The sequence below is a fragment of the Microbacterium sp. ZOR0019 genome, assembly GCF_000800925.1.
GTDB lineage: Bacteria > Actinomycetota > Actinomycetes > Actinomycetales > Microbacteriaceae > Microbacterium > Microbacterium aurugineum.
In genome coordinates this window covers 13,774-36,681 of sequence record NZ_JRKC01000056.1, presented here as the reverse complement: position 1 = coordinate 36,681, position 22,908 = coordinate 13,774, and the positions used below count along the sequence as shown (strand labels likewise).

Genomic DNA, 22,908 nt, shown 5'->3' with positions numbered 1-22,908 from the left:
GCTGATTTCGCTAGTCTGAAATGTCGAGTGTTGCGTCGCGGGCAGATGCCGGTGATGCGTGAGGAGACTATTCGTGCGTTTCGTATGGGCCGTGGTGGCCTTCGTGCTGGCCGCGGTGCTGATCGGGGCGGGGATCGCCCAGCGCACCATATTCATGGGGCCCGACTCGCAGCAGACGCAGGTCGAGATCGATGAGCCCGCACCGTTCGTGCTGCTGGATGGCGACGTCCTGCGGACGAACCCGGGTGCGCAGAAGCTGATCGTCCGCGGCCAGGGCGACATCTTCAGCAGCTACGGCCGGACCGCCGACATGGAGGCCTGGCTGGCTGACTCCGACTACAACCGGGTGACGGTGGACGACGAGGGCGAGTTGTCGGTCGAGCACGTCACGGCTCCCGAGGACCCGGACTCGACGGACGCCGGTGAGGACGCGGGCGACGGGGCGACCGAGGAACCCGCAGGCCGCGACCCGCGAGGTTCCGACCTGTGGCTGGACTCCTTCGAGGATGAGAACCTCCTCACCGTCGACAAGATCCAGCTGCCCGAGGGAACGAGCACGTTGATCGCCTACGACGGCACGCTCGACGCGCCGGACCAGATCACGGTCTCCTGGCCGTTGGACACGAAGACGCCTCTGGCAGGGCCGCTGATGGTCGCCGGTGGCATCGTGCTGCTGATCGGACTCATCCTGTACGTGCTGGGGATCCGCCATCAGCGGCGAGGACGCGGCCCTCGTCGCAAGGGTCCAGGCCCGCTTCCGGCGACCGAGCCGATCGACGTCGCCGCGCTTCCACCCGCGGAGCGCGCCGCACTCGAAGCCGGGAACGATACATCGGAATCTCAGACTTCCGTCGACGGAGCATCGGACGGCGGGACCGAAGATGCGGAGATCGTGGACGATCACAAGGGAACCGACTCGAAGAACGCCATGCGTGCGGCGCGCCCGATACGGCGGCGTCGGATGCTGGCACTCCCGGCACTCGGTCTGACGGCCGTCCTCGCTGCCGGATGCTCGGCGGACTCCTGGCCCCAGTTCGACGGCGCTTCGACGTCTCCGTCGCCGAGCCCGACGGTGATCGCCCCCGAGAACCAGAAGCCGCCCGCTGTGACGGAGTCGCAGGCCAAGCGCATCCTGCAGTCCGCGTCCGAGACCGTCGCCGAAGCGGACTCCGCGCTCGACCTCGACCTCGCGACCACTCGTCTCGACGGCCCCGCACTCGCCGCGCGGACCACGGAGTATGCACTGCGGTCGAAGATCGCGGACATGGCGCTACCCGCAGCCATCCCGACCGACGACTTCGAGGTGGTGCTCCCCGAGGCCACCGACCGCTGGCCCCGCACGGTCCTCATGCTGTCGAAGAGCACCGGTGACGACACCGTGCCCCCGGTCCTCCTCATGATGACGCAGGCGGATCCGTGGTCGAACTACCGGATCAGCAACATGGCGGAGATGTCGGCGGACGCTGTATTCCCCGACGTCGCAGCCACCTGGCTCGGCACCTCCCTCGTGCCGTCCGACTCCGCCTTCCTGACGCTTCCACCGGCTGAGCTCGCTCCGGCCTTCGCCGATGTCGTCGATGCCGGGGAGAAGAGCGAGTACTACGGTCTGTTCGACGACCTCGCGTTGAATCTCGCGAGCTCGATCACCGACAGCAGGCAGGCCGTCGTGAAGAACCTCGCCGACAAGGGGGCGTCAGAGACGTCGAAGGCAGCCTTCGACATGTCCCCGACGACCGCCGAGCCCATCTCGATGACCACTCTCGACAGTGGTGCGATCGTCGCCGTGTCTCTCACCGACAAGGAGACCGTGACTCCGACGTCGTCGGATGTGGTGATCCGATTCGGTGACAACGCCGAGGCGAAGGCGCTGACGGGGGCGACCGAGTCCGCGAAGGGCGTCGAGACGACGTACGAGTTCCAGCTGTTCTTCTCGGTCCCCGCACAGGGATCGACGGAACAGATCCGACTCCTGGCAGTCCACCAGGACCTCCTCTCCGTGAAGGTGATCAAGTGAGTGAAATCTCCCCGGCCGCGCTGCGTGGCGCGGTGGACCTTTCGAGCCTCCGCAACCGGCCGGCGTCGCCGTCCGAGAGCACGGCCACGCCCGGCGTCGTCGATGTCGTGGTCGACGCCACCGATGAGACGTTCGGCCAGATCCTCGAGCTCTCGCGCACGGTGCCGGTCGTCGTCGACCTGTGGGCGGAGTGGTGCGGTCCGTGCAAGCAGCTCAGCCCGATCATCGAGAAGGTGACCCGCGAACTCGGCGGTCGCGTCCTGTTGGCGAAGGTCGATGTCGATGCGAACCCGCAGCTCGCGCAGAGCTTCCGCGCGCAGTCGATCCCGATGGTGGTCGCGTTGATCGCCGGCCAGCCCGTGCCGATGTTCACCGGTGCGGTGCCGGAGCAGCAGGTGCGAGAGGTCTTTACTCAGCTGTTGCAGGTCGCCGCACAGAACGGTGTCACCGGCACTCTCGCGGTCGAGGAGACGGCGGCGGCTGACGCACCGAGCGCACCGGAGGAGCCCGAGCTTCCGCCGCTGCACGCCGAGGCCTTCGCCGCGATCGAGGTCGGAGACTACGCCGCCGCGATCCGCGCGTACGAGAAGGCACTGGCCGAGAACCCGCGCGACGAGGAAGCCCTCGCCGGACTGGGACAGGTGCGCCTTCTCGATCGCGTGCAAGGGCTCGATCTGCAGGTGGCCCGTGCGGCCGCCGCCGAGCGTCCGCTCGATGTCCAGGCGCAGTTCGATGTCGCGGATCTCGACCTTTCGGGAGGTCACGTCGACGATGCGTTCGGTCGACTGCTCGACCTCTTCGCGCAGCTGCCCTCCGATGAGCGCACTCCTGTCAGGGAGCGCCTGGTCGAGTTGTTCGGACTCATCGGGGCAGCCGACCCGCGCGTCGTCTCCGCCCGCAACCGGCTCTCTTCGCTGCTCTTCTAGGGAAGACGGGAACCGGTCGGGTGCACTGTCACCCGTGACTCACGGTGGGCACGTGCGGCTCGGGCTGATGGCGCAGCCAGAGCGTCGAGAGCGCGGGGAGTGTCACCACCGCGGTGGGAGCGGCGCCCTCATCCGCGCTCGCGAAGACCATACCGAGGTTTCCCGAGCCTCGGCCGCCGTACTCGGCGGCGTCTGTATTGAGCACCTCCTGCCACACCCCTTCCCGGGGGAGCTCGAGGCGATAACCGGCGTGCTCGACGCCCGCGAAGTTGCTGACGACGACCAAGCGTCCTCCGTGGTCGTCGCGCCGCTCGAACGCGATCACGGAGGGATCCCAGTTCGGCGCACCGAGTCGATGGAAGGAGGACCCGTCGTTGTCCCGCGCCCAGAGCGGTGCCTGTGCGCGATAGGTCCGGTTCATCGCGCCCACGAAATCCTGCAACTGCAGATGCGAGGGCTGGTCGAGAAGCCACCAATCGAGTTCGCGACTCTCCGACCACTCGGCGAGCTGACCGAACTCCTGTCCCATGAACAGGAGCTTCTTGCCCGGGTGCCCCCACATGTATGCGAGGTACGCGCGGGTGTTGGCGAGCTTGTGCCAGTGATCGCCCGGCATCTTCGTGAGCAGGCTCCCCTTGCCGTGCACGACCTCGTCGTGGCTGATCGGCAGCAGGTAGTTCTCGCCGAAGGCGTAGACGAACGAGAACGTCATCTCGCCCTCATGATGCGAGCGGTACATGGGATCACGTGAGATGTACTGGAGCGAGTCGTTCATCCACCCCATATTCCACTTGAAGCCGAACCCGAGCCCCGCGTGATCGGTGGGGGCGGTGACGCCCGGGAAGCTGGTGGATTCCTCGGCGATCATCATGATCCCCGGATGCAGGCGGTAGGCGGTGGCGTTGACCTCCTGCAAGAACCGGATCGCTTCGAGGTTCTCGCGTCCGCCGTGGATGTTGGGCTCCCATTGGCCGGCCTCGCGGGAGTAGTCGAGATAGAGCATCGAAGCGACCGCGTCGACCCGCAGCCCGTCGACGTGGAACTCCCTGAGCCAGTAGAGCGCGTTGGCGACCAGGAATCCTCGGACCTCGGGCCGGCCGTAGTCGAAGATGAGCGTTCCCCAGTCCTGGTGTTCGCCGCGGCGCGGATCGGGGTGCTCGTACAGCGGCTGACCGTCGAAGCGGGCGAGGGCGAAGGCGTCCTTCGGGAAGTGCCCCGGCACCCAGTCCATGATGACGCCGATACCGGCCTGATGCAGACGATCGATCAGGTAGCGCAGATCGTCAGGGCTGCCGAAACGGCTCGTCGGCGCGTAGTACCCGCTCACCTGGTAGCCCCACGAGCCGCCGAACGGATGCTCGGCCAGAGGCATGAATTCGACATGGGTGAACCCTGCCGCCGTCACATGGTCGATCAGCGGACCCGCGAGCTCGCGATACCCGAGCCCGGAACGCCAGGACCCGACGTGGAGCTCGTAGATCGAAAGTGGCTGCGCGACGGCATGCGTTGCCGCACGCCGGGTCATCCACGCACCGTCGGACCAGGCATAGGACGAGGAGGTCACCACGGAGGCGGTGTCCGGAGGAACCTCGGCGGCGAGCGCCATGGGGTCGGCCTTGAGGATCCATGCCCCGTCACGCGTACGGATCTGGTACTTGTACCGGGTGCCGACCGACAGGTCCGGGATGAAGAGCTCCCAGACTCCACTCACCCCCATCGAACGCATCGCGTGGGCTTCGCCGTTCCAGTCGTTGTGGTCACCCACCACGCGCACCGCGGTGGCGTTGGGCGCCCAGACGGCGAAGGAGACGCCCGGCTCGCCCTCCGAGGTCCGGGGGTGCGCCCCCAGCGCCTCCCAGAGGCGTTCGTGACGCCCCTCGGCGATCAGATGCAGGTCGAGGTCGCCGAGGGTGGGACGGTGCCGATAAGGATCGCCCACGACGGTTTCCGCGTGATCGGCGTAGCGCGTCGCGACCCGGTAGGGGAGAGGGGGACCGACGTGCTGCCCCTCCCAGATGCCGTGCGCGGCGTGGGAGAGTTGGAGTCTGGTTCCATCATCGAAGACGGCGGCGACCTCCGACGCGAGAGGGCGTCGGACGCGGATGACGGTCACCGTCCGGTCGGCGGCGTCCTGGTGGGCATGTGCACCGAGCACGGAATGCGGATCATGGTGGGTGGCCGAGGAGACCGCCTCCCATTCGGTGGATGCGGCGACGTCTTCCGCGTAGCTCATGATCGCTCCCTCACCTTCAGGATGTGGACCGGCTCGGCGAAGGCGTCGAGTCGTACGTAGTTGTGGTCGCTCCAGGTCCAGATCGCGCCGGTGAGGAGGTCCTCGACCTCGAACGGGTGGCCGAGGGGAACACCCCACCGGGTGGTGTCGAGGTGGACGGTGGTCTCCCGCACCGAATGCGGGTCGACGTTGGCGACCACGATGATCGTGTCCGCGTGCCCGCTCCCGGTGAACGGCGCCGCGAGGTGCTTGCTGTAGACGAGGACGGCGTCGTCATCGCTCCAGTGGGTCGAGAAGTTGCGGAGCTGACGCAGCGCCGGGTGGGCGGCGCGGATCTCGTTGAGCCTGCGCAGCAACGGCGCGAGCGACTCCCCGCGAGCCTCGGCCCCGTTCCAGTCGCGGAACTTGTACTCGTACTTCTCGTTGTCGATGTTCTCCTCGGAACCCGGGCGGGCGACGTTCTCGAAGAGCTCGTAGCCGGCGTACACGCCGTAGACCGGTCCTGCCGTGGCCGCGATGCAGGCACGGACCCGGTAGGCCGCCCGACCGCCGAACTGCAGATACTCGGTCAGGATGTCGTGGGTGTTCACGAACAGGTTCGGGCGCATGTAGTCGGCGGTCTCGTGCGAGACGGAGGTGAGGAACTCCTCGAGCTCCGCTTTCGTGTTCCGCCAGGTGAAGTAGCTGTAGCTCTGCTGGAACCCCACAGCGGCGAGGGCGCGCATCACCGCGGGACGGGTGAACGCCTCCGCGAGGAAGATCACGTCAGGGTCGACCGCGTTGACTTCCGCGATCAGCCACTCCCAGAACTGCAGAGGCTTGGTGTGTGGGTTGTCGACCCGGAAGATCTTCACCCCCTGCGCGACCCAGTGCTGAACCACCCGGAGCATCTCCGCCGAGATCCCCGCAGGGTCGTTGTCGAAGTTGAGCGGGTAGATGTCCTGGTACTTCTTCGGCGGGTTCTCCGCGTACGCGATGCTGCCGTCGGGCAGCGTGGTGAACCACTCCGGGTGTTCTCTGACCCACGGGTGATCGGGGGAGGCCTGCAGTGCGAGATCGAGCGCGATCTCGAGGCCCTCCTTCCGCGCGGCGCGGACGAAGGCCCGGAAGTCCGCGAGAGTGCCGAGGTCGGGGTGGATCGCGTCGTGGCCGCCCTCTTCCGCACCGATGGCATACGGCGATCCCGGGTCGCCCTGCTCCGCCGTGAGGGTGTTGTTGCGTCCCTTCCGGTTCGTGATGCCGATCGGGTGGATCGGTACGAGGTAGACCACGTCGAAGCCCATCGCCGCGACTTCCGGGAGGCGCTTCGTCGCTGTGCGGAACGTCCCGCTCCGCACCGTCCCGTCCTTCAACCGCTTGGCGCCTTCGGAGCGCGGGAAGAACTCGTACCAGGCACCGACTCCTGCGGCCAGCCGATCGACGACGAGACTCTGCTCGGGGGTGGCGGAGCGGATCGCCGTGACAGGCCGGGCGCGGAAGATCTCCGTCAGCTGGGGGTCCGCGGCGAGGGCCGCGGTCACCGCGCCGTCGCCGCTCCGCAGTGACTCGGCGTCTGTGAGCAGCCGTCGTCGCTGCGCGGCCGGGCGGTCCTTCTCCGCGGCGGCGCGCTCGAGCAGTTCGGCCCCCAGGGCCGCCATCACGGGGATGTCGACGCCCGCGGCGACCTTCAACGCCGCCGCGTGGGCCCAGGTCGCGAAGTCATCGGCGAACGCCTCGAAGCGGTAGTGCCAGGTGCCCTGCTCGTCGAGCGCGACGTCTGCTGACCAGGTGTCGGTGCCGTCGTGACGAGGGGAGAGTCTGTGGAGCGTCTCTTCTCCGGAGGGCGACGTGAGGCGGAGATGCACACCGATGATGTCGTGGCCCTCGCGGAAGGACACCACGTGGAAGGGGACGACTTCGCCGACGAAGGCCTTGGCGGGAAAACCACCGGGGACGACGGGCGAGGGGTCGAGCAGCGGGAGCCGGGTCGTACGCAACGCACCGGGGAGGTCTACGTGCCCGGGCGCGCGCGCCGGGATCTGAGCGGGGCTCCGGAGAGCCGAGGACCGAGTACCAGCACGTGCAGCCACATCCCGAATCTACCGCGCAGACGTGATCGCGGGTAGCGCGCCGTGGGGTGCGTCGGAGCCGGGTGTCATTCGACCCGGAACAACCTCATCGACGTGCCCGATACGGGCAGGACGTCTCCGGGGGCGAAGACCTCCTCGTCGTCGGAGGGACGCTCCTGCGCACTCGACCACAACGAGACGAAGCGCGTCGCATCCTCGATCTCTTCCGGGAGACGCACGTCGATCGGTGACTCGGTTCCGTGCACGATGAGCAGGATGCGGTTGTACGCCTCGGCGTCAGGGGTGGATGCCGCGACGTACTGCAGGGTGCGGTTGCCGGGATCCGCCCATTGGCTCTGCTCCATCGTCTCGCCGTTCTGGTCGTACCAGTCCATGACGGAGGCGTTCGGGATGTGTTCACCCAGTCGGGCATAGCGACTGGGACGGAGCGCGGGGTTCTCCCGCCGCAGCCGGGTCAGGCGGGAGACATGCGCGCGCAGATCCTCCTGCCACGGTTCGAACTCCCACCCGAGCCACGTGAGGGCGGAGTCCTGCGCGTAGGCGTTGTTGTTGCCGCGCTGTGTGCGTCCGACCTCGTCGCCGGCCGTGAGCATCGGCACGCCCGCGGACAGCAGGAGCGTCCCCAGGAGGTTGCGCATGGCCTTGCGCCGCGCGGCAAGGATCGTCGGGTCGTCCGTCGGGCCTTCGATCCCGTGGTTGAACGCGCGGTTCATGTCGGCGCCGTCGCGGTTGTGCTCCCCGTTGGCCTCGTTGTGCTTCAGGTCATAGGAGACGAGGTCGTGCAGGGTGAAACCGTCGTGCGCGGTGATGAAGTTCACGCTGGCGAGGGGACCGCGCTCCTCGCTGAACGTGTTCGACGAGCCGGCGAGCCGCGTCGCGAACCCGCCGATCCCCACCGGTGCTGAGGCGCGACGCGCGTAGTCGATGTCGCTCAGCCAGAAGTTGCGCACGCGGTCACGGTAGCGGTCGTTCCATTCCTGCCAGCCGGTCGGGAAGTTGCCCGTCTGCCAGCCGCCGAGTCCGACGTCCCACGGCTCGGCGATGAGCTTGGTGTCCGCCAGGATCGGGTCGTTCGCGATGGCTGCGAGGAGCGGATGATCGGGCGTGTAGGTGTGCGTGCCGTCCCGCGCGATCGCGGTCGCGAGGTCGAAGCGGAAGCCGTCGATCTGCATCTCTTGCGCCCAGTAGCGGAGGGAATCGAGAACGAGCCTCGCACCGGCGTCGGTGGCCGTGTTCAGAGTATTCCCGCACCCTGTGGTGTCGATGTAGACCCCGGATTCGTCCTGTCGGTAGTAGGAGGCGTTGTCGATGCCGCGCAGGCTCGAGCGGGGGCCGCCGATGCCTTCTTCCGACGTGTGGTTGTACACGACGTCGAGGATCACCTCGAGACCGGCTTCATGCAGCAGCCTGACCATGCCCTTGAACTCGGCGAGCACGGCCTCGGGGCCTTCCTTACGGGCCTCCTCGGTGGCGTAGGCCGTGTGCGGGGTGAAGAAGTTCAGGGTGTTGTAGCCCCAGTAATTGGTGAGGCCGCGCTCGAGCAGGCGGGGCTCCGGCACGAAGGCATGCACGGGCAGCAGCTCGATCGACGTGATCCCGAGCGAGTGGAAGTACTCGATCATCGCGGGGTGCGCGAGACCGGCGTAGGTGCCGTGCAGAGCAGGAGGAACGTCGGGGTGACGCTTGGTGAGCCCTTTGAGGTGGCCCTCGTAGATGACCGTGCGATCCAGGGGCACCCGGGGCTTCTGCGAGTCGCCCCAGTCGAAGCCGTCGACGATCACGACCGAGCGCCACTCCTCGTAGCCGTCGCCCTGAGCGAGGCCGCGGGCGTAGGGGTCGAGGAGGAGGGTCTCCGGGTTGAAGGTGTTCCCGGGCCCGTGCGGCCCTCCGACCCGGATGGCGTACCGCACGCCGGGCTGCAACAGCTCCGTCGTGATCTCCCAGACACCTCCGGGGCGGCGCTCGAGTTCCAGCTCATCCGTCGCCCAGTCGAGGTCGGTGGCGTCGAACACCACGAGCTCGACGGAGGAGGCGTTCTGCGACCAGACGCGCAGCGTGCCGACGCCGTCATGGAGACGGACACCGAGGTGGTCGAGAGTGGAGCCGGAGGGCACGGCGAGGGCAGGGGACACGGGCATGAGTACACACTAGAGGCGATGTGTCGCCGTCTCATCTCCGGGCGTACCGGGTTCCACGCCCACACGCCCCGACTGAGGCCGATTCGCGAGAGAATCGAGGGATGCGGCACTATCTCGATCATGCGGCGACCACGCCTCTGCGCCCGGAGGCGCGCGCCGCGTGGCTCGATGCCTCCGAGACCGTGGGCAACGCGTCGTCGACACATGGGGCAGGACAGGACGCCCGGCGTCTGCTCGAGGAGTCGCGCGAGCGTGTCGCCGCGGTGTTGGGCGCCGATCCCATCGAGATCGTGTTCACTTCGGGTGGTACCGAATCGATCAATCTGGCACTGCAGGGGATGTGGCGATCCCGCGCGACCGGGACAGCGGCGGTCGTGATGCCGGAGGCGGAGCACCACGCCACGATGGACACCGTCTCCGCTCTCCTCGACGACGGCGCCGAGTTGCGTCGGGTGCCGGTCACCGCCCACGCGCGCATAGACCCCGAGGAATTCGCCGCACGCCTTCCCGGTGCCGCCCTCGCGACGGCCCTCGTCGCGAACAACGAAGCGGGCACGATCAACCCGGCCGCGATGCTCGCCCACCATGCGGCGATCGCGCGCGTGCCGCTCCACCTCGACGCCGTGGCCGCGCTCGGCCATGTTCCGGTGTCTTTCCGCTCGATGCGTGGCGATGCCGCCGACGGTGTCGGACTCGTGGCGATGAGCCTGGCCGGCCACAAGATCGGCGCGCCCGTGGGAGTCGGAGTCCTCGTCGCTGCCCGCACCGCACGGATCACGGCGCTGTTGCGCGGTGGTGCCCAGCAACGCGGGCTCCGGGCCGGGACGCAAGACGTCCCCGGAGCTGCGGCGTTCGCCACCGCGGTCGAACTCGCCGAGACCGAGCGCGAACAGGAGGCCGCACGATTGGCCGGTCTCCGCGAACGCCTCATCACGGGAATCCGCTCCGCCGTGCCCTCCGCCGTGCTCCTCGGTGACCCGATCGAGCGTCTGCCCGGCAACGCGCACGTGCTCTTCCCCGGTGCCGTGGGGGAGAGCCTGCTGTTCCTTCTCGACGTGGCCGGGGTCGCCGCATCCACAGGATCCGCGTGTCAGGCAGGGGTGGCCGAGCCCTCACACGTCGTGATGGCGATGGGGCGGAGCGAGCGGGAGGCGCGCAGTGTGCTGCGGTTCTCCCTGGGGCGCACGTCGACGGCCACGGATGTCGATGCGGTACTCGCCGTCATCGCCGATGCCTACGCCCGCGCATCCGGCGCCGGCACAGGCACACGCTCGTAGACTGTTCTCATGCGGATACTTGCGGCGATGAGCGGTGGAGTCGATTCCGCCGTTGCAGCCGCCAGGGCTGTGGAGGCGGGACACGACGTCGTCGGTGTGCATCTGGCTCTCTCCCGCGCCGGGGGCACGCTGCGAACCGGTAGCCGTGGATGCTGCACGATCGAAGACGCTCTCGATGCACGCCGGGCTGCCGACGTGCTCGGCATCCCCTTCTACGTCTGGGACTTCTCGGAGCGCTTCCGCGACGACGTGATCGAGGACTTCATCGCGGAGTATCAGGCGGGCCGCACGCCCAACCCCTGCATGCGTTGCAACGAGAAGATCAAGTTCGCCGCGCTTCTGGAAAGAGCCATCGAGCTCGGGTTCGACGCCGTGTGCACGGGCCACTACGCCACACTCATCGACGGCGAGCAGGGGCTGGAGCTGCACCGCGCCTCGGACAACGCCAAGGATCAGTCGTATGTGCTGGGCGTCTTGACTGCCGAGCAACTCGCTCACACATACTTCCCGCTCGGCACGACGCCGTCGAAGGCGATCGTGCGCGCGGAGGCGGAGTCGCGTGGGCTGAGCGTCGCGCAGAAGCCCGACAGCCATGACATCTGCTTCATCCCCGACGGCGACACCCGCGGCTGGCTGGCGGAGAAGGTCGGCACCGCCACGGGCGAGATCGTCGATCGCAGTGGTGAGGTCGTCGGATCGCACGAGGGCGCCCACGCATTCACGGTAGGACAGCGTCGCGGACTCAAGCTCGGCATCCCCGCCCCGGACGGCAAGCCTCGGTTCGTCCTCGAGGTCCGGCCGGTGTCGAACACGGTCGTCGTCGGTCCGAAGGAAGCGTTGGCGATCGCGGAGATCGCGGGGGAGCGCTTCAGCTGGGCGGGCGCCGCACCCACCGAATCCGCGTTCGAATGCCACGTCCAGATCCGCGCTCACGCGGAACCGGTCCCTGCGCGGGCCACGGTTTCGGACACCGGCGTCCGCGTCGTCCCGGAGATCCCGCTCGACGGGGTGGCGCCGGGGCAGACGGCGGTGCTCTATGTCGGCACCCGCGTTCTCGGACAGTTCACGATCGACACCACGGTCTCGGCCGTTCCGGTCGGCGCGTAGACGTTTCCGGTGTCGGTGCCCACTCATAGACTGTCGAGGTGCCGGAGAACATCTCGCTGGAAGACGCCCGAACCGAAGCCGAGGAGCTGACCACCCGCATCCTCGATGCGAAAGAGGCCTACTACGGCCGAGACACCTCGCTCGTCGACGATTTCACGTATGACGGGTGGATGCACCGGCTCGAAGAACTCGAGAGGCTCCATCCCGAGCTTCAGGGGCAGGACTCGCCCACGCAGATGGTCGGCGCCGCCGAGGCCACAGGGCTCGCGACCATCGAGCACGCCGAGCGCATGCTCAGCCTCGACAACGTGTTCTCCGTCGACGAGCTGAGGGACTGGGCGGCGAAGACCGAAGCCGCGGCCGGCCGTCACGTCGCATGGCTCACAGAACTGAAGATCGATGGCCTCGCGATCAACCTCCGGTACGAGAACGGGGTCCTGACCTCCGCCGCGACGCGTGGTGATGGACGAGTGGGGGAGGTCGTCACCGAGAACGCCCTGCGCCTTCCGGAGATCCCGTATCGTCTGAGCGGCGAGGGACACCCCGAGATCGTCGAGGTGCGCGGTGAGGTGTTCATCCCGGTCGCGGCCTTCGAACGTCTCAATGCCGCGCAGGCGAGCTACCGCGATCGCGCCTACGCCGATGCTCTCGCGAAGTGGGAAGCGCGGAGCGGGGTCAAGAAGCCCTTCGACGAAGAGAAGGCGCGCACCGCCGCCGCGCGACGCTTCCCGTCCTTCGCGAATCCACGGAACGCGGCCAGTGGAGGGCTCCGTCAGCAGATCGACAAGAAGAACGGGCTCGAGCTCGAAGCGGGACTTCTGCGCATCGAGTCCCTGTCGCTCTACGTGCACGGTGTCGGCGCGTGGACGAATCCTCCCGTCGCAGCGCAGAGCGAGGTGTACGAGTTGCTCGCCGGATGGGGCCTGCCGACGAGCCCGCACACGAAGGTCTGCCGCACGATCGACGACGTCGTCGCGTTCGTCGAGTACTTCGGCGAGCATCGGCATGACATCGAGCATGAGCTCGACGGCATCGTGGTCAAGGCCGACGAGCTCGAGCTGCACGCTGAACTCGGAGCCACGAGTCGTGCGCCGAGGTGGGCGATCGCCTACAAGTACCCGCCGGAAGAGGTGCAGACCACGCTGCTCGACATCGTGGTCTCGGTCGGTCGTACGGGTCGTGCGACTCCCTTCGCCGTCATGGCGCCGGCGCACGTCGCCGGTTCCGTGGTGCGTCAGGCCACGCTGCACAACAAGGACGTGGTCAAGGCCAAGGGCGTGCTGATCGGTGACACCGTCGTGCTGCGCAAAGCCGGTGATGTCATCCCCGAGGTTCTCGGACCCGTGGTCGAGAGACGAGACGGCACGGAGCGCGAGTTCGTGATGCCCGTCGAATGCCCCGAGTGCGGCACACCTCTTCGGGCGATGAAGGAGGGCGACATCGACCTGAGGTGCCCGAACGCCCGTTCCTGCCCCGCACAGGTCCGCGGTCGCGTCGAGCACATCGGCTCACGCGGGGCACTCGATGTCGAAGCACTCGGTGAGGTCACCGCAGCCGCGTTGACGCAGCCGACCTCGCCGGCGATCCCGCCTCTCGAGACGGAGGCGGGCCTGTTCGCCCTCACCCTCGAACAACTCGTGCCGATCGAACTCTTCGTGCGCGATGCCGAGACCGGGCTTCCGAAGGAGGATGACGACGGGGTCGTCAAGACGCGTGCGCCCTTCCGCAGGAATCCGACCCCGACCGAGAGGAAGTCCGGTCTCGAGGGGCCGCAGCCCTCCTCGCAGGCGTTGACACTCCTCGCTGAGCTCGAGAAGGCGAAGACGAAGGACTTGTGGCGTCTGCTCGTGTCGCTGAACATCCGCCACGTCGGGCCGGTCGCGGCGCGCGCACTCGCCCAGTGGTTCGGTTCTCTCGACGCGATCCGCGCTGCGACGCGGGACGAACTCGCCGCCGTGGAGGGGGTCGGGGGGATCATCGCGGATTCGGTCCTCGACTGGTTCGAGATCGACTGGCACCAGGAGATCGTGCAGCAGTGGGCGGACGCCGGTGTGCAGTGGTCGACGCCCGGTCACCCCGGTCCGGGTGGTGCGGTTCCCGCCGGCGGCGTCCTCGAAGGCCTGACCATCGTCGCCACCGGCTCGCTCGACGGATACACCCGGGAGGGCGCTCAGGAGGCCATCATCAAGGCGGGGGGCAAGGCGGCATCCAGCGTCTCGAAGAAGACGGACTTCGTCGCTGCCGGTCCGGGTGCCGGGTCGAAGCTGGCGAAGGCCGAAGAGCTCGGACTCCGGATTCTCGACGCAGCCCAGTTCCACGTGCTGGTGACGGAAGGGCCCGGGGCGCTTCCTCCCGCAAGCGAGGGTTCGTGAAGCGGTACGGTCCGCTGATCGTCGTCCCGGATGCGCTGGCCGTCGGCGACCCCGGCCGCCATCATCTTCGGCTGACGCCGGAGGCGGTGATGATCCGGGCGGGTGTCGAGAGCCGAAGCATCCTGCCGTGGGCGGGCGTCGAACGGGTCGTCCTCGACGTGCCGACCACCAGGTTTCGTCTGCCGGGTCTGGTCGGCACGCTGGTGCTCGGTGCCGTGACCGCGGCGATGCTGAGCGACCCCGGAGTCGAACCCGAAGACGGTACCGCGACCCTCACGGTCGATGGTGAGAACACCACCGTGCCGTTGAGTCGTCATCATGTCGGCGGATACTGGGCTCCGAGCGTCGCGGGGGCGCACCGCCTGATCGCCCATCTCATCGCGCACCCCGAACAGCGTGCACTGCTCGAGCATCCGGAACGGTTGATCGACGTGGCGGCGCAGCTCGCGCGCGGAACGGGGTAGCCCGCACCGCGCGCGACGACGCGTCAGCTCTTGTGACGGGGTTTGCGGTACGGCTTCTCGTCGCGGTTGTCGCGTGCCGGACGATCGTCGCGGTCGCGTCGTTCGAACTTGCCACCGTCGCGCGGAGCAGTGCGCCGAGCGCCCCCGGGGCCACGATCGGGCTTGATCTCGATCAGGCGACCGGAGATACGCGTGTCGCGGAGCTTCTCCAGGACGGCGGGGTCGAGATTGGAAGGCAGCTCGACGATCGAGAAATCGGGGCGGATGTTGATGGCTCCGAAATCATCTCGACCCAGCCCGCCTTCGTTCGCGAGGGCGCCGACGATCTGGCGGGGTTCGACACGGTGACGGCGTCCGACCTCGATGCGGTACGCCGCATAGTCGCCGCGGCTACGGCGTTCGGTGCGCGGCTCACGCGAGTCGCGGGCGCTGCGCTCCCGAGGCGGACGGTTGTCGGCCTCGACCGCCTTCGAGAGAGGATCGTTCGCGGGGTCCAGGAGCAGTGGCTTGTCGCCCTGAGCGACGACGGCCAGGGCGGCGGCCACGTCTCCCTCCGGCACATCGTGGTGGCGGACGTAGTGGGCGACGATGTCGCGGAACGCCTCGATCCGTCCCGTCTCCGAGAGCGCGGTGGTGATCGCGTCGTCGAAGCGGTTCAGACGCGTGGTGTTCACGTCCTCCGTGCTCGGCAGCTGCATCTGGGTCGGCTGCTGACGGGTCGCCTTCTCGATGTGCTTGAGCAGGTAGCGCTCACGCGGTGTGATGAAGCTGATGGCGTCGCCCGAGCGTCCCGCCCGACCCGTGCGACCGATGCGGTGCACGTACGACTCGGTGTCGGTGGGGATGTCGAAGTTCACGACGTGGCTGATGCGCTCGACGTCGAGCCCGCGCGCAGCCACGTCGGTGGCGACGAGGATGTCGAGCTTGCCGTCCTTGAGCTGGTTCACGCTGCGCTCACGCTGCACCTGGGGGACATCGCCGTTGATCGCTGCCGCGGAGTAGCCGCGGGCGCGGAGTTTCTCGGCGAGCGTCTCGGTCTCGTTCTTGGTGCGGACGAAGACGATCATCCCGTCGAAGTTCTCGACTTCGAGGATCCGGGTGAGAGCGTCGACCTTCTGCGCGTAAGACACCACGAGGTAACGCTGGGTGATGTTGGTGCCGGTGGCGGTCTTGGACTTGATGCTGATCTCTTCCGGCTCACGCAGATACTTCTGCGCGAGGCGGCGGATCTGCGGGGGCATCGTCGCCGAGAACAGGGCGACCTGCTTCTCTTCGGGAGTCTGCGCGAGGATCTGCTCCACGTCTTCGGCGAAGCCCATCTTCAGCATCTCGTCGGCTTCGTCGAGCACGAGGTACTGGAGCTGGGACAGGTCGAGAGTGCCCTTCGCGAGGTGGTCCATGATGCGGCCGGGCGTGCCGACGATGACGTGGACGCCGCGACGCAGCGCCGACAGCTGAACACCGTAGCCCTGTCCGCCGTAGACGGGGAGGACGTGGACGCCCTTCATCTTGGAGGCGTAGGACTCGAAGGCCTCGCAGACCTGGAGCGCGAGTTCGCGGGTGGGCGCGAGCACGAGTGCTTGCGGGGTCTTCTGCGAGACGTCGAGGCGCTCGAGGACGGGAAGCGCGAAGGCCGCGGTCTTTCCGGTTCCGGTCTGCGCCATCCCGACGACATCGCGTCCGGCCAGGAGCGTGGGAATGGTGGCCGCCTGGATGGGCGACGGGGTCTCATAGCCGAGATCCTTGATGGCTTTGAGGACGGGCCCGGTGATGCCGAGCTCCTCGAATCCGGGGGTCGCGGGGGAGTCCTCGGGGGCGTCGGTCAGCACTGCATCTTCAGGGGTCACTTCCCAAGGGTAGCGCGCCGCGATGCTCGGCGCCTGTGAGGGCGGCCTCAGACGCCGGTGGTCAGTGAGATCAGCCGCTCCTTCACCTGGCGTCGGAGCACCTTTCCGATCAGGGACTTGGGCAGTTCGTCGACCACGAAGACGCGACGGGGCACCTTGTACGGAGTCAAGATGCTGCGCGCGAAGTCACGGATCTCTTCGACATCGATATCGGTTCCGGTGTCCACGACGATCGCAGCGACGACCTCTTCGCCCGAATGCTCGCTGGGCAGACCGACGACCGCTGCATCGGCGACCTTCGGGTGCTGGCGCAGGACGTTCTCGACCTCGGTGGGAGCGACGTTGAAGCCACCCGTGATGATGAGTTCCTTGATCCGATCGACGATCCGTACGAAGCCGGCGTCGTCGATCGTGACGATGTCGCCCGTGCGGTACCAGCCGTCGACGAAGACGGCTTCGGTCTCCTCGGGCTTGCCGTAGTAGCCCGAGAAGACCTGCGGCCCGCGCACGACGAGTTCGCCGGCCGCCCCGGCCTCGACGTCGTGGCGGGGGTTCTCCGGGTCGACGACGCGACACTCCGTCCCCGGGAGGGGGAGCCCGACGGTGCCGGGCACACGGTTGTCGGCGACCGGGTTCGCCATGAGGACGGGCGAGCACTCGCTGAGCCCGTAGCCCTCGACGAGGTAGCCGTTGGTCGCCTCTTCGAAGGGGACCACCAGCTCATGCGGCAGTGCCATCGCGCCGGAGATCGCGACCTCTATGCCGTCGAGCGACACGTCCTTCGCCTTTGCCGCAGCGAGAAGACGGTCGGCGATCGGCGGCACGAGCGGCAGGAAGGTCGCGGGGTGCTTCTTGACGACGTCGAGGACGAGGTCGGGATCGAACTTCGGGAAGAGAACGAGTCGTGCACCCATCGACATCGCGAACGTGAGACACAGGGTGAGGCCGTAGGCGTGGAACATCGGCAGCACGGCGTAGACGACGCAGCCGTTCCCGCGTTCGATCGACGGTACCCAGGCTTGCGCCTGGGCGGCGTTCGCGAGCAGGTTGCGATGGGTGAGGGCTGCGCCCTTCGGCGTTCCGGTGGTTCCGGACGTGTACTGGATGATCGCGAGGTCGTCAGTTCCCGGTCTCGGATGCGATTCCGGGATCGGAGCCGCCGCGAGCAACGTCTCCCAGGCGACCGCCCCGCGGACCTTCTCGGTCAACGCTGCACGGGATTCGCGCGCCTTCGCCACGGGAAGTCGCAGAGCGACGCGGGTGAGGAATGGCATGGCCCTCGTCACATCGACGGCGATGAGGTTTGTCACGGCAAGATCCGCGGGGAACTCCTGCACGGTGGAGACGACCTTGTTCCACACGATCGCGTGCTTCGCACCGTGGTCCTCGAACTGCTTGCGCAACTCTCGCGGCGTGTAGAGGGGGTTATGTTCGACGACCACAGCACCGAGACGGAGGACGGCGTAGAACGCGATGATGTGCTGCGGGCAGTTGGGCAGCACGATCGCGACCGGGTCGCCGGCGCGGACGCCCAGGTCGCGCAGTCCCGTCGCGGCGCGGTCGATCGCGGTCTGCAGCTGCGCATATGTCGTCTCCCGCCCGAAGAACTGGAGGGCGGGTGCGTCCGGGTAGTCGCGGGCCGACGCGGTGACGATGTCCACGAGAGATCCGTCGACGGGAGGCAGGTCTTCCGGGACGCCTGCGGCGTAGCTGGCGATCCACGGGCGAGGGGGCTGGAACGTGCTCACCCGCCCAGCATATGTCGAGTCGCTCGTCGGGACGGAGGACCGGGGAACGCGCCAACTAGACTGAAGGGGTGTCTGAAATCACCCCTGATCTTGTACGCCATCTCGGCGTGCTCGCGCGCATCCAGCTGAACGACGACGAGGTGACGCGGCTCACGGGCCAGCTCGACGCCATCGTCGACAACATCGCCAAGGTGTCGGAGGTCGCCACCGCTGACATCGTCGCGACGAGCCACCCGATCCCGCTGAGCAACGTGTTCCGTCCCGACGTCGTCGGACAGACGCTCACGCACGAGCAGGTACTGCAGAATGCGCCCGACGCCGCCGACGGCCGTTTCCGCGTCACCGCGATCCTGGGAGAAGAGCAGTGAGCGACATCATCGGACTGAACGCGGCCGATCTCGCCGCGAAGCTGGTCGCGGGCGAGGTGTCGAGCGTCGAAGCGACGCAGGCCCATCTCGATCGCATCACCGCGGTCGACGGCGACGTCCACGCGTTCCTGCATGTCAACGAGGGTGCCCTCGAGGCCGCGGCGGCGATCGATGCCCGTCGTGCCGCGGGTGAGACACTCGGCCCGCTGGCCGGTGTGCCGCTGGCCATCAAGGATGTCCTCGTCACGACCGATCAGCCCACCACCAGTGGTTCGCGCATCCTCGAGGGATACCGCTCGCCGTACGACGCGACCGTCGTCGCCCGTTCGCGGGCGGCGGGACTGGTGCCGCTGGGCAAGACCAACATGGACGAGTTCGCGATGGGATCGTCCACCGAGCACTCGGCATACGGCCCCACTCGCAATCCGTGGGACCTCGACCGCATCCCGGGCGGCTCGGGCGGTGGCTCGGCCGCGGCGGTGGCGGCTTTCGAAGCTCCGCTGGCCCTGGGCTCGGACACCGGTGGCTCGATCCGGCAGCCCGCGCACGTCACGGGCACCGTGGGCGTCAAGCCGACCTACGGCGGCGTGAGCCGGTACGGCGCGATCGCTCTCGCATCCAGCCTCGACCAGGTCGGTCCGGTCTCGAGAACGGTCCTCGACTCGGGGCTGCTGCACGATGTGATCGCCGGGCACGACCCGAAGGATTCCACCTCCCTGCGTGACGAATGGCCGTCGTTCGCCGAGGCGGCGCGCGAAGGCGCGCGAGGGGACGTCCTCAAGGGACTCAAGGTCGGCGTCATCCGTGAACTGCCCGACAGTGGATTCCAGCCCGGTGTGGCAGCGTCGTTCCGCAGCGCACTCGCGATGATGGAGGCGCAGGGAGCGGAGATCGTCGAGATCGGTGCTCCGCACTTCGAGTACGGCGTGGCCGCCTATTACCTCATCCTGCCGGCGGAGGCATCGAGCAACCTGGCGAAGTTCGACTCCGTGCGCTTCGGCCTGCGCGTGACTCCCGACGGCACGCCCACGGTCGAGGATGTGATGTCCGCGACGCGCGATGCCGGTTTCGGCGACGAGGTGAAGCGCCGCATCATCCTCGGCACGTACGCGCTCTCCGCCGGATACTACGACGCCTACTACGGGAGTGCGCAGAAGGTCCGCACGCTCATCCAGCAGGACTTCGCGAACGCCTTTGCGGAGGTGGACGTGATCGCGACGCCCTCGGCTCCGACCACGGCGTTCAAGATCGGCGAGAAGGTCGACGATCCGCTGCAGATGTACCTCAACGACATCACCACGATTCCGGTCAACCTCGCCGGCGTCCCCGGCATCTCGATCCCGAGCGGTCTCGCCGACGAGGACGGGCTGCCCGTCGGCATCCAGTTCATCGCTCCTGCGCGTGAGGACGCGCGCCTGTATCGCGTCGGCGCCGCGTTGGAGACGTTGCTCGTCGATTCGTGGGGCGCTCCGTTGCTCACCCGCGCACCCCAGCTCGCAGGAGGGACCCGCTGATGGCCGCCGCCAAGCTCATGGACTTCGACAAGGCGCTCGAGCTGTTCGAGCCGGTCCTCGGTTTCGAGGTGCACGTCGAACTCAACACGAACACGAAGATGTTCTCCGACGCGCCCAACCCGGCCAACGAGGCCTACCACGCCGCGGAACCGAACACTCTCATCGCTCCCGTGGATCTCGGTCTCCCCGGCTCGCTGCCGGTCGTGAACGAGACGGCGATCCGTTCCTCGATCAGCCTGGGTCTCGCCCTCGGCTGCTCGATCGCGGAGTCGAGCCGGTTCGCCCGCAAGAACTACTTCTACCCGGATCTCGGCAAGAACTACCAGATCTCGCAGTACGACGAGCCGATCGCCTATGACGGGTCGGTCGAGGTCGAGCTCGAGGACGGCACGCTCATCACGATCCCGATCGAGCGCGCGCACATGGAGGAGGACGCCGGCAAGCTCACTCACATGGGTGGGGCGACCGGACGCATCCAGGGGGCCGAGTACTCGCTGGTCGACTACAACCGGGCGGGTGTCCCGCTGGTCGAGATCGTGACGAACATCATCTACGGCACCGAGCACCGTGCACCGGAGGTCGCCAAGGCCTACGTGCAGGCGATCCGCGACATCGTGCGTGGCCTCGGCATCTCCGAAGCGCGACTGGAGCGGGGCAACCTGCGTTGCGACGCGAACGTCTCGCTGCGTCGACGTGGCACCGACGAGCTCGGCACTCGCACCGAGACGAAGAACGTCAACTCGATGCGCTCCGTGGAGCGGGCCGTGCGGTACGAGATCCAGCGCCAGGCGCAGATCCTCGCCGACGGCGGCACGATCACCCAGGAGACGCGTCACTGGCACGAGGACACCGGGACCACCTCTCCGGGGCGCCCGAAGTCGGACGCCGATGATTACCGGTACTTCCCGGAGCCTGACCTGCTGCCCGTGGAACCGGCCGCCGAGCTGGTCGAGGAGCTGCGTGCGGCTCTTCCCGAGCAACCGGTGGCTCGCCGCCGTCGTCTGATGACGGAATGGGGATTCACCGATCTGGAGTTCCAGGACGTCCGCAACGGCGGCCTGCTCGAGGTCGTCGAGGCGACGATCACCGCGGGGGCGACACCCGCCACCGCACGCAAGTGGTGGACCGGTGAGATCACTCGCATCGCCAACGCCCAGGACCAGGACGCCACCGCGCTGATCAGCCCGGACAACGTCGCTGCTCTGCAGCGGCTCGTCGACGCGGGTACGCTCACCGACAAGCTCGCCCGCCAGGTACTCGAAGGCGTGATCGCCGGTGAAGGCACTCCGCAGGAGGTCGTGGATGCCCGCGGGCTCGCGGTGGTGTCTGATGACGGCGCGCTGATCGCGGCGATCGACGAAGCTCTGGCGGCACAGCCTGACGTGATGGCGAAGATCAAGGACGGCAAGGTGCAGGCGGCCGGAGCGGTCATCGGAGCGGTCATGAAGGCGATGAAGGGCCAGGCGGATGCCGCGCGCGTCCGTGAGCTCATCCTCGAGCGCGCGGCGCAGTAGCGCGCGCCCCCGGGCCTCATGTCTGAGGCTCGGGGGAGAATCCTCGCATGGGACACGGTGACGGCAGAGGGCGGATCGTCTCCGACGCGGGCGCGGAAGATACCGGCACGCGTATCCTGCACGTCGACATGGACGCGTTCTATGCGGCCGTCGAGGTGCTGGATGACGCCACGCTCCGGGGTCTGCCGCTGATCATCGGTGCACCGGATGGCCGTTCCGTCGTCTCGAGCGCCTCGTACGAGGCCCGTCGATACGGCGTGCGCGCCGCGATGCCGGTGTCGCAGGCGCTGCGTCTGTGTCCGTCTGCGCGCATCGTCCCGCCGCACTTCGCGCGCTACCAAGAGGTATCCCGACAGGTCATGGCGATCTTCGAGTCGTTCACGCCGCTCGTCGAGCCGCTTTCCGTGGACGAGGCCTTCCTCGATGTGCAGGGCGTGCGGCGTCTGTGGGGGAGCCCGGCGCGCATCGCCGAGCTGATTCGAGAACGTGTGCGCGACGAGGTCGGCATCACGTGCAGCGTGGGCGTCGCGGCGACCAAGCATGTCGCCAAGATGGCTTCGACGATCGCCAAGCCCGACGGGATGCTCATCGTCGCGCGCGACGACACCCTCGACTTCCTCGCGCCTCGGCCCGTACGTGCGATGTGGGGAGTGGGACCGAAAGCTGCGGAGGCGCTCGAAGCACGCGGTATCCGCACGGTGCAGGACGTCCGCGACGCGCCGACGGAGATGATCGATCGTGCCGTCGGAGCCGCGCTCGGGGCCCGCCTCAGACAACTCGCCCGCGGAGAAGACCCTCGAGCTGTCGATACGGAGCGAGTGGAGAAGAGCATCGGCCATGAGGAGACCTTCGACACGGACATCCTGGACCGGCCGTTCCTCCGTGCCGAACTGCTGCGTCTGGCCGACCGGGTCGCGGTCCGGCTTCGACGCGCCGGCTGGGAGGCGTCGACCGTCGCGATCAAGATCCGATTCGACGACTTCCGCACCGTGAACAGATCCCATACTCTGACGGAGCCCACGGCAGTCGGACAGCGGATCGGCGAGGCGGCACAGACGCTCTTCGAGCAGATCGACCGACGCGACCCCGTCCGTCTCGTGGGGGTTCGGGCAGAGAATCTGCGACCTGCCGGTGGCGCGGGAATGGCACTCTGGGACGACGACGAGGACTGGCGCAAGGTCGAAGGCGCGGTCGATGAAGCCATGGCTCGTTTCGGCTCGACGACGATCAGCCGCGCACGGCACATCGGACGCGGTGAAGGGCGAGGCGCGGCCCAACATCCCAAGGCGCACGGCGTGGATTGATCCCACACGCTCG

At 67.8% G+C, this 22,908-nt stretch carries 15 protein-coding genes; 10 read left to right on the top strand and 5 right to left on the bottom strand.

Annotated features, from left to right (window positions below):
* Positions 1-73 precede the first annotated feature (73 nt).
* Together L978_RS12125 and L978_RS12120 are read left to right on the top strand one after the other, a co-directional pair.
* On the top strand, positions 74-2,014 hold the full coding sequence (locus tag L978_RS12125) for a hypothetical protein (RefSeq protein ID WP_052193666.1): 1,941 nt from the start codon (positions 74-76) through the stop codon (positions 2,012-2,014).
* A complete protein-coding gene (locus tag L978_RS12120; RefSeq protein ID WP_047523347.1) occupies positions 2,011-2,940 on the top strand; it encodes a tetratricopeptide repeat protein in 930 nt (309 codons plus the stop codon). The genes L978_RS12125 and L978_RS12120 overlap by 4 nt, the downstream gene beginning before the upstream one ends.
* Positions 2,941-2,968: 28 nt before the next feature.
* Here L978_RS12120 and glgB read toward each other — a convergent pair whose 3' ends face one another.
* The 3 genes from glgB to glgX all read right to left on the bottom strand — a co-directional run bounded on the left by glgB (position 2,969) and on the right by glgX (position 9,380).
* Positions 2,969-5,173: a 1,4-alpha-glucan branching protein GlgB gene (glgB, locus tag L978_RS12115; RefSeq protein ID WP_047523346.1), complete on the bottom strand. Its 2,205-nt coding sequence runs from the start codon at positions 5,171-5,173 to the stop codon at positions 2,969-2,971.
* Entirely contained in the window at positions 5,170-7,242 is a 2,073-nt protein-coding gene (locus L978_RS12110) for an alpha-1,4-glucan--maltose-1-phosphate maltosyltransferase (RefSeq protein WP_047523344.1), read from the bottom strand. Before L978_RS12110 ends, glgB begins: the two co-directional genes overlap by 4 nt.
* A 65-nt stretch (positions 7,243-7,307) precedes the next feature.
* Positions 7,308-9,380 (bottom strand): glycogen debranching protein GlgX, encoded by a 2,073-nt coding sequence (gene glgX / locus L978_RS12105; protein ID WP_047523343.1) that lies wholly within the window; start codon positions 9,378-9,380, stop codon positions 7,308-7,310.
* A 101-nt stretch (positions 9,381-9,481) separates the two neighbouring features.
* Between glgX and L978_RS12100 the strand changes: the two genes are divergently transcribed.
* The 4 genes from L978_RS12100 to L978_RS12085 are packed head-to-tail and all read left to right on the top strand — an operon-like array spanning position 9,482 to position 14,600.
* Complete coding sequence (locus tag L978_RS12100) at positions 9,482-10,657, top strand: cysteine desulfurase family protein (protein ID WP_047523342.1); 1,176 nt, start codon at positions 9,482-9,484, stop codon at positions 10,655-10,657.
* Between the two features lie 9 nt (positions 10,658-10,666).
* Positions 10,667-11,764, top strand: coding sequence for a tRNA 2-thiouridine(34) synthase MnmA (gene mnmA / locus L978_RS12095; RefSeq protein WP_081997034.1), 1,098 nt, complete (start codon positions 10,667-10,669; stop codon positions 11,762-11,764).
* Positions 11,765-11,802: 38 nt separating this feature from the next.
* Positions 11,803-14,136, top strand: a complete 2,334-nt coding sequence (ligA, locus tag L978_RS12090) for an NAD-dependent DNA ligase LigA (RefSeq protein WP_047523340.1) — start codon at positions 11,803-11,805, stop codon at positions 14,134-14,136.
* The gene (locus L978_RS12085; protein ID WP_047523339.1) at positions 14,133-14,600 is read left to right on the top strand and encodes a hypothetical protein; all 468 of its coding nucleotides are present in this window, start codon (positions 14,133-14,135) and stop codon (positions 14,598-14,600) included. The genes ligA and L978_RS12085 overlap by 4 nt, the downstream gene beginning before the upstream one ends.
* Positions 14,601-14,623: 23 nt before the next feature.
* Here the strand turns inward: L978_RS12085 and L978_RS12080 are convergent, their stop codons facing one another.
* Both L978_RS12080 and L978_RS12075 read right to left on the bottom strand, forming a co-directional pair.
* Positions 14,624-16,447, bottom strand: coding sequence for a DEAD/DEAH box helicase (locus tag L978_RS12080; RefSeq protein WP_372492636.1), 1,824 nt, complete (start codon positions 16,445-16,447; stop codon positions 14,624-14,626).
* A gap of 47 nt (positions 16,448-16,494) precedes the next feature.
* A complete protein-coding gene (locus L978_RS12075; protein WP_047523336.1) occupies positions 16,495-18,195 on the bottom strand; it encodes a long-chain-fatty-acid--CoA ligase in 1,701 nt (566 codons plus the stop codon).
* A 68-nt stretch (positions 18,196-18,263) separates the two neighbouring features.
* On the opposite strand from L978_RS12075, the gene gatC reads away from it, so the two are divergent.
* From gatC to dinB, 4 genes are read left to right on the top strand one after another with little or no spacing between them, the layout of a single operon-like run.
* Entirely contained in the window at positions 18,264-18,563 is a 300-nt protein-coding gene (gatC, locus tag L978_RS12070) for an Asp-tRNA(Asn)/Glu-tRNA(Gln) amidotransferase subunit GatC (RefSeq protein WP_047523335.1), read from the top strand.
* Positions 18,560-20,077: an Asp-tRNA(Asn)/Glu-tRNA(Gln) amidotransferase subunit GatA gene (gene gatA, locus L978_RS12065; protein ID WP_047523334.1), complete on the top strand. Its 1,518-nt coding sequence runs from the start codon at positions 18,560-18,562 to the stop codon at positions 20,075-20,077. The genes gatC and gatA overlap by 4 nt, the downstream gene beginning before the upstream one ends.
* Positions 20,077-21,591 (top strand): Asp-tRNA(Asn)/Glu-tRNA(Gln) amidotransferase subunit GatB, encoded by a 1,515-nt coding sequence (gene gatB / locus L978_RS12060; RefSeq protein WP_047523332.1) that lies wholly within the window; start codon positions 20,077-20,079, stop codon positions 21,589-21,591. The genes gatA and gatB overlap by 1 nt, the downstream gene beginning before the upstream one ends.
* Before the next feature lie 47 nt (positions 21,592-21,638).
* Positions 21,639-22,895 (top strand): DNA polymerase IV, encoded by a 1,257-nt coding sequence (dinB, locus tag L978_RS12055; protein WP_047523331.1) that lies wholly within the window; start codon positions 21,639-21,641, stop codon positions 22,893-22,895.
* Positions 22,896-22,908: the final 13 nt, after the last annotated feature.

What these genes read in the sequence shown, in the direction of transcription:
- glgB (WP_047523346.1), bottom strand. Translation starts at nt 5,173, where the DNA reads ATGAGCTACGCGGAAGACGTCGCCGCATCCACCGAATGGGAGGCGGTC.
- glgX (WP_047523343.1), bottom strand. Translation starts at nt 9,380, where the DNA reads ATGCCCGTGTCCCCTGCCCTCGCCGTGCCCTCCGGCTCCACTCTCGAC.
- L978_RS12100 (WP_047523342.1), top strand. Translation starts at nt 9,482, where the DNA reads ATGCGGCACTATCTCGATCATGCGGCGACCACGCCTCTGCGCCCGGAG.
- mnmA (WP_081997034.1), top strand. Translation starts at nt 10,667, where the DNA reads ATGCGGATACTTGCGGCGATGAGCGGTGGAGTCGATTCCGCCGTTGCA.
- gatB (WP_047523332.1), top strand. Translation starts at nt 20,077, where the DNA reads ATGGCCGCCGCCAAGCTCATGGACTTCGACAAGGCGCTCGAGCTGTTC.
- dinB (WP_047523331.1), top strand. Translation starts at nt 21,639, where the DNA reads ATGGGACACGGTGACGGCAGAGGGCGGATCGTCTCCGACGCGGGCGCG.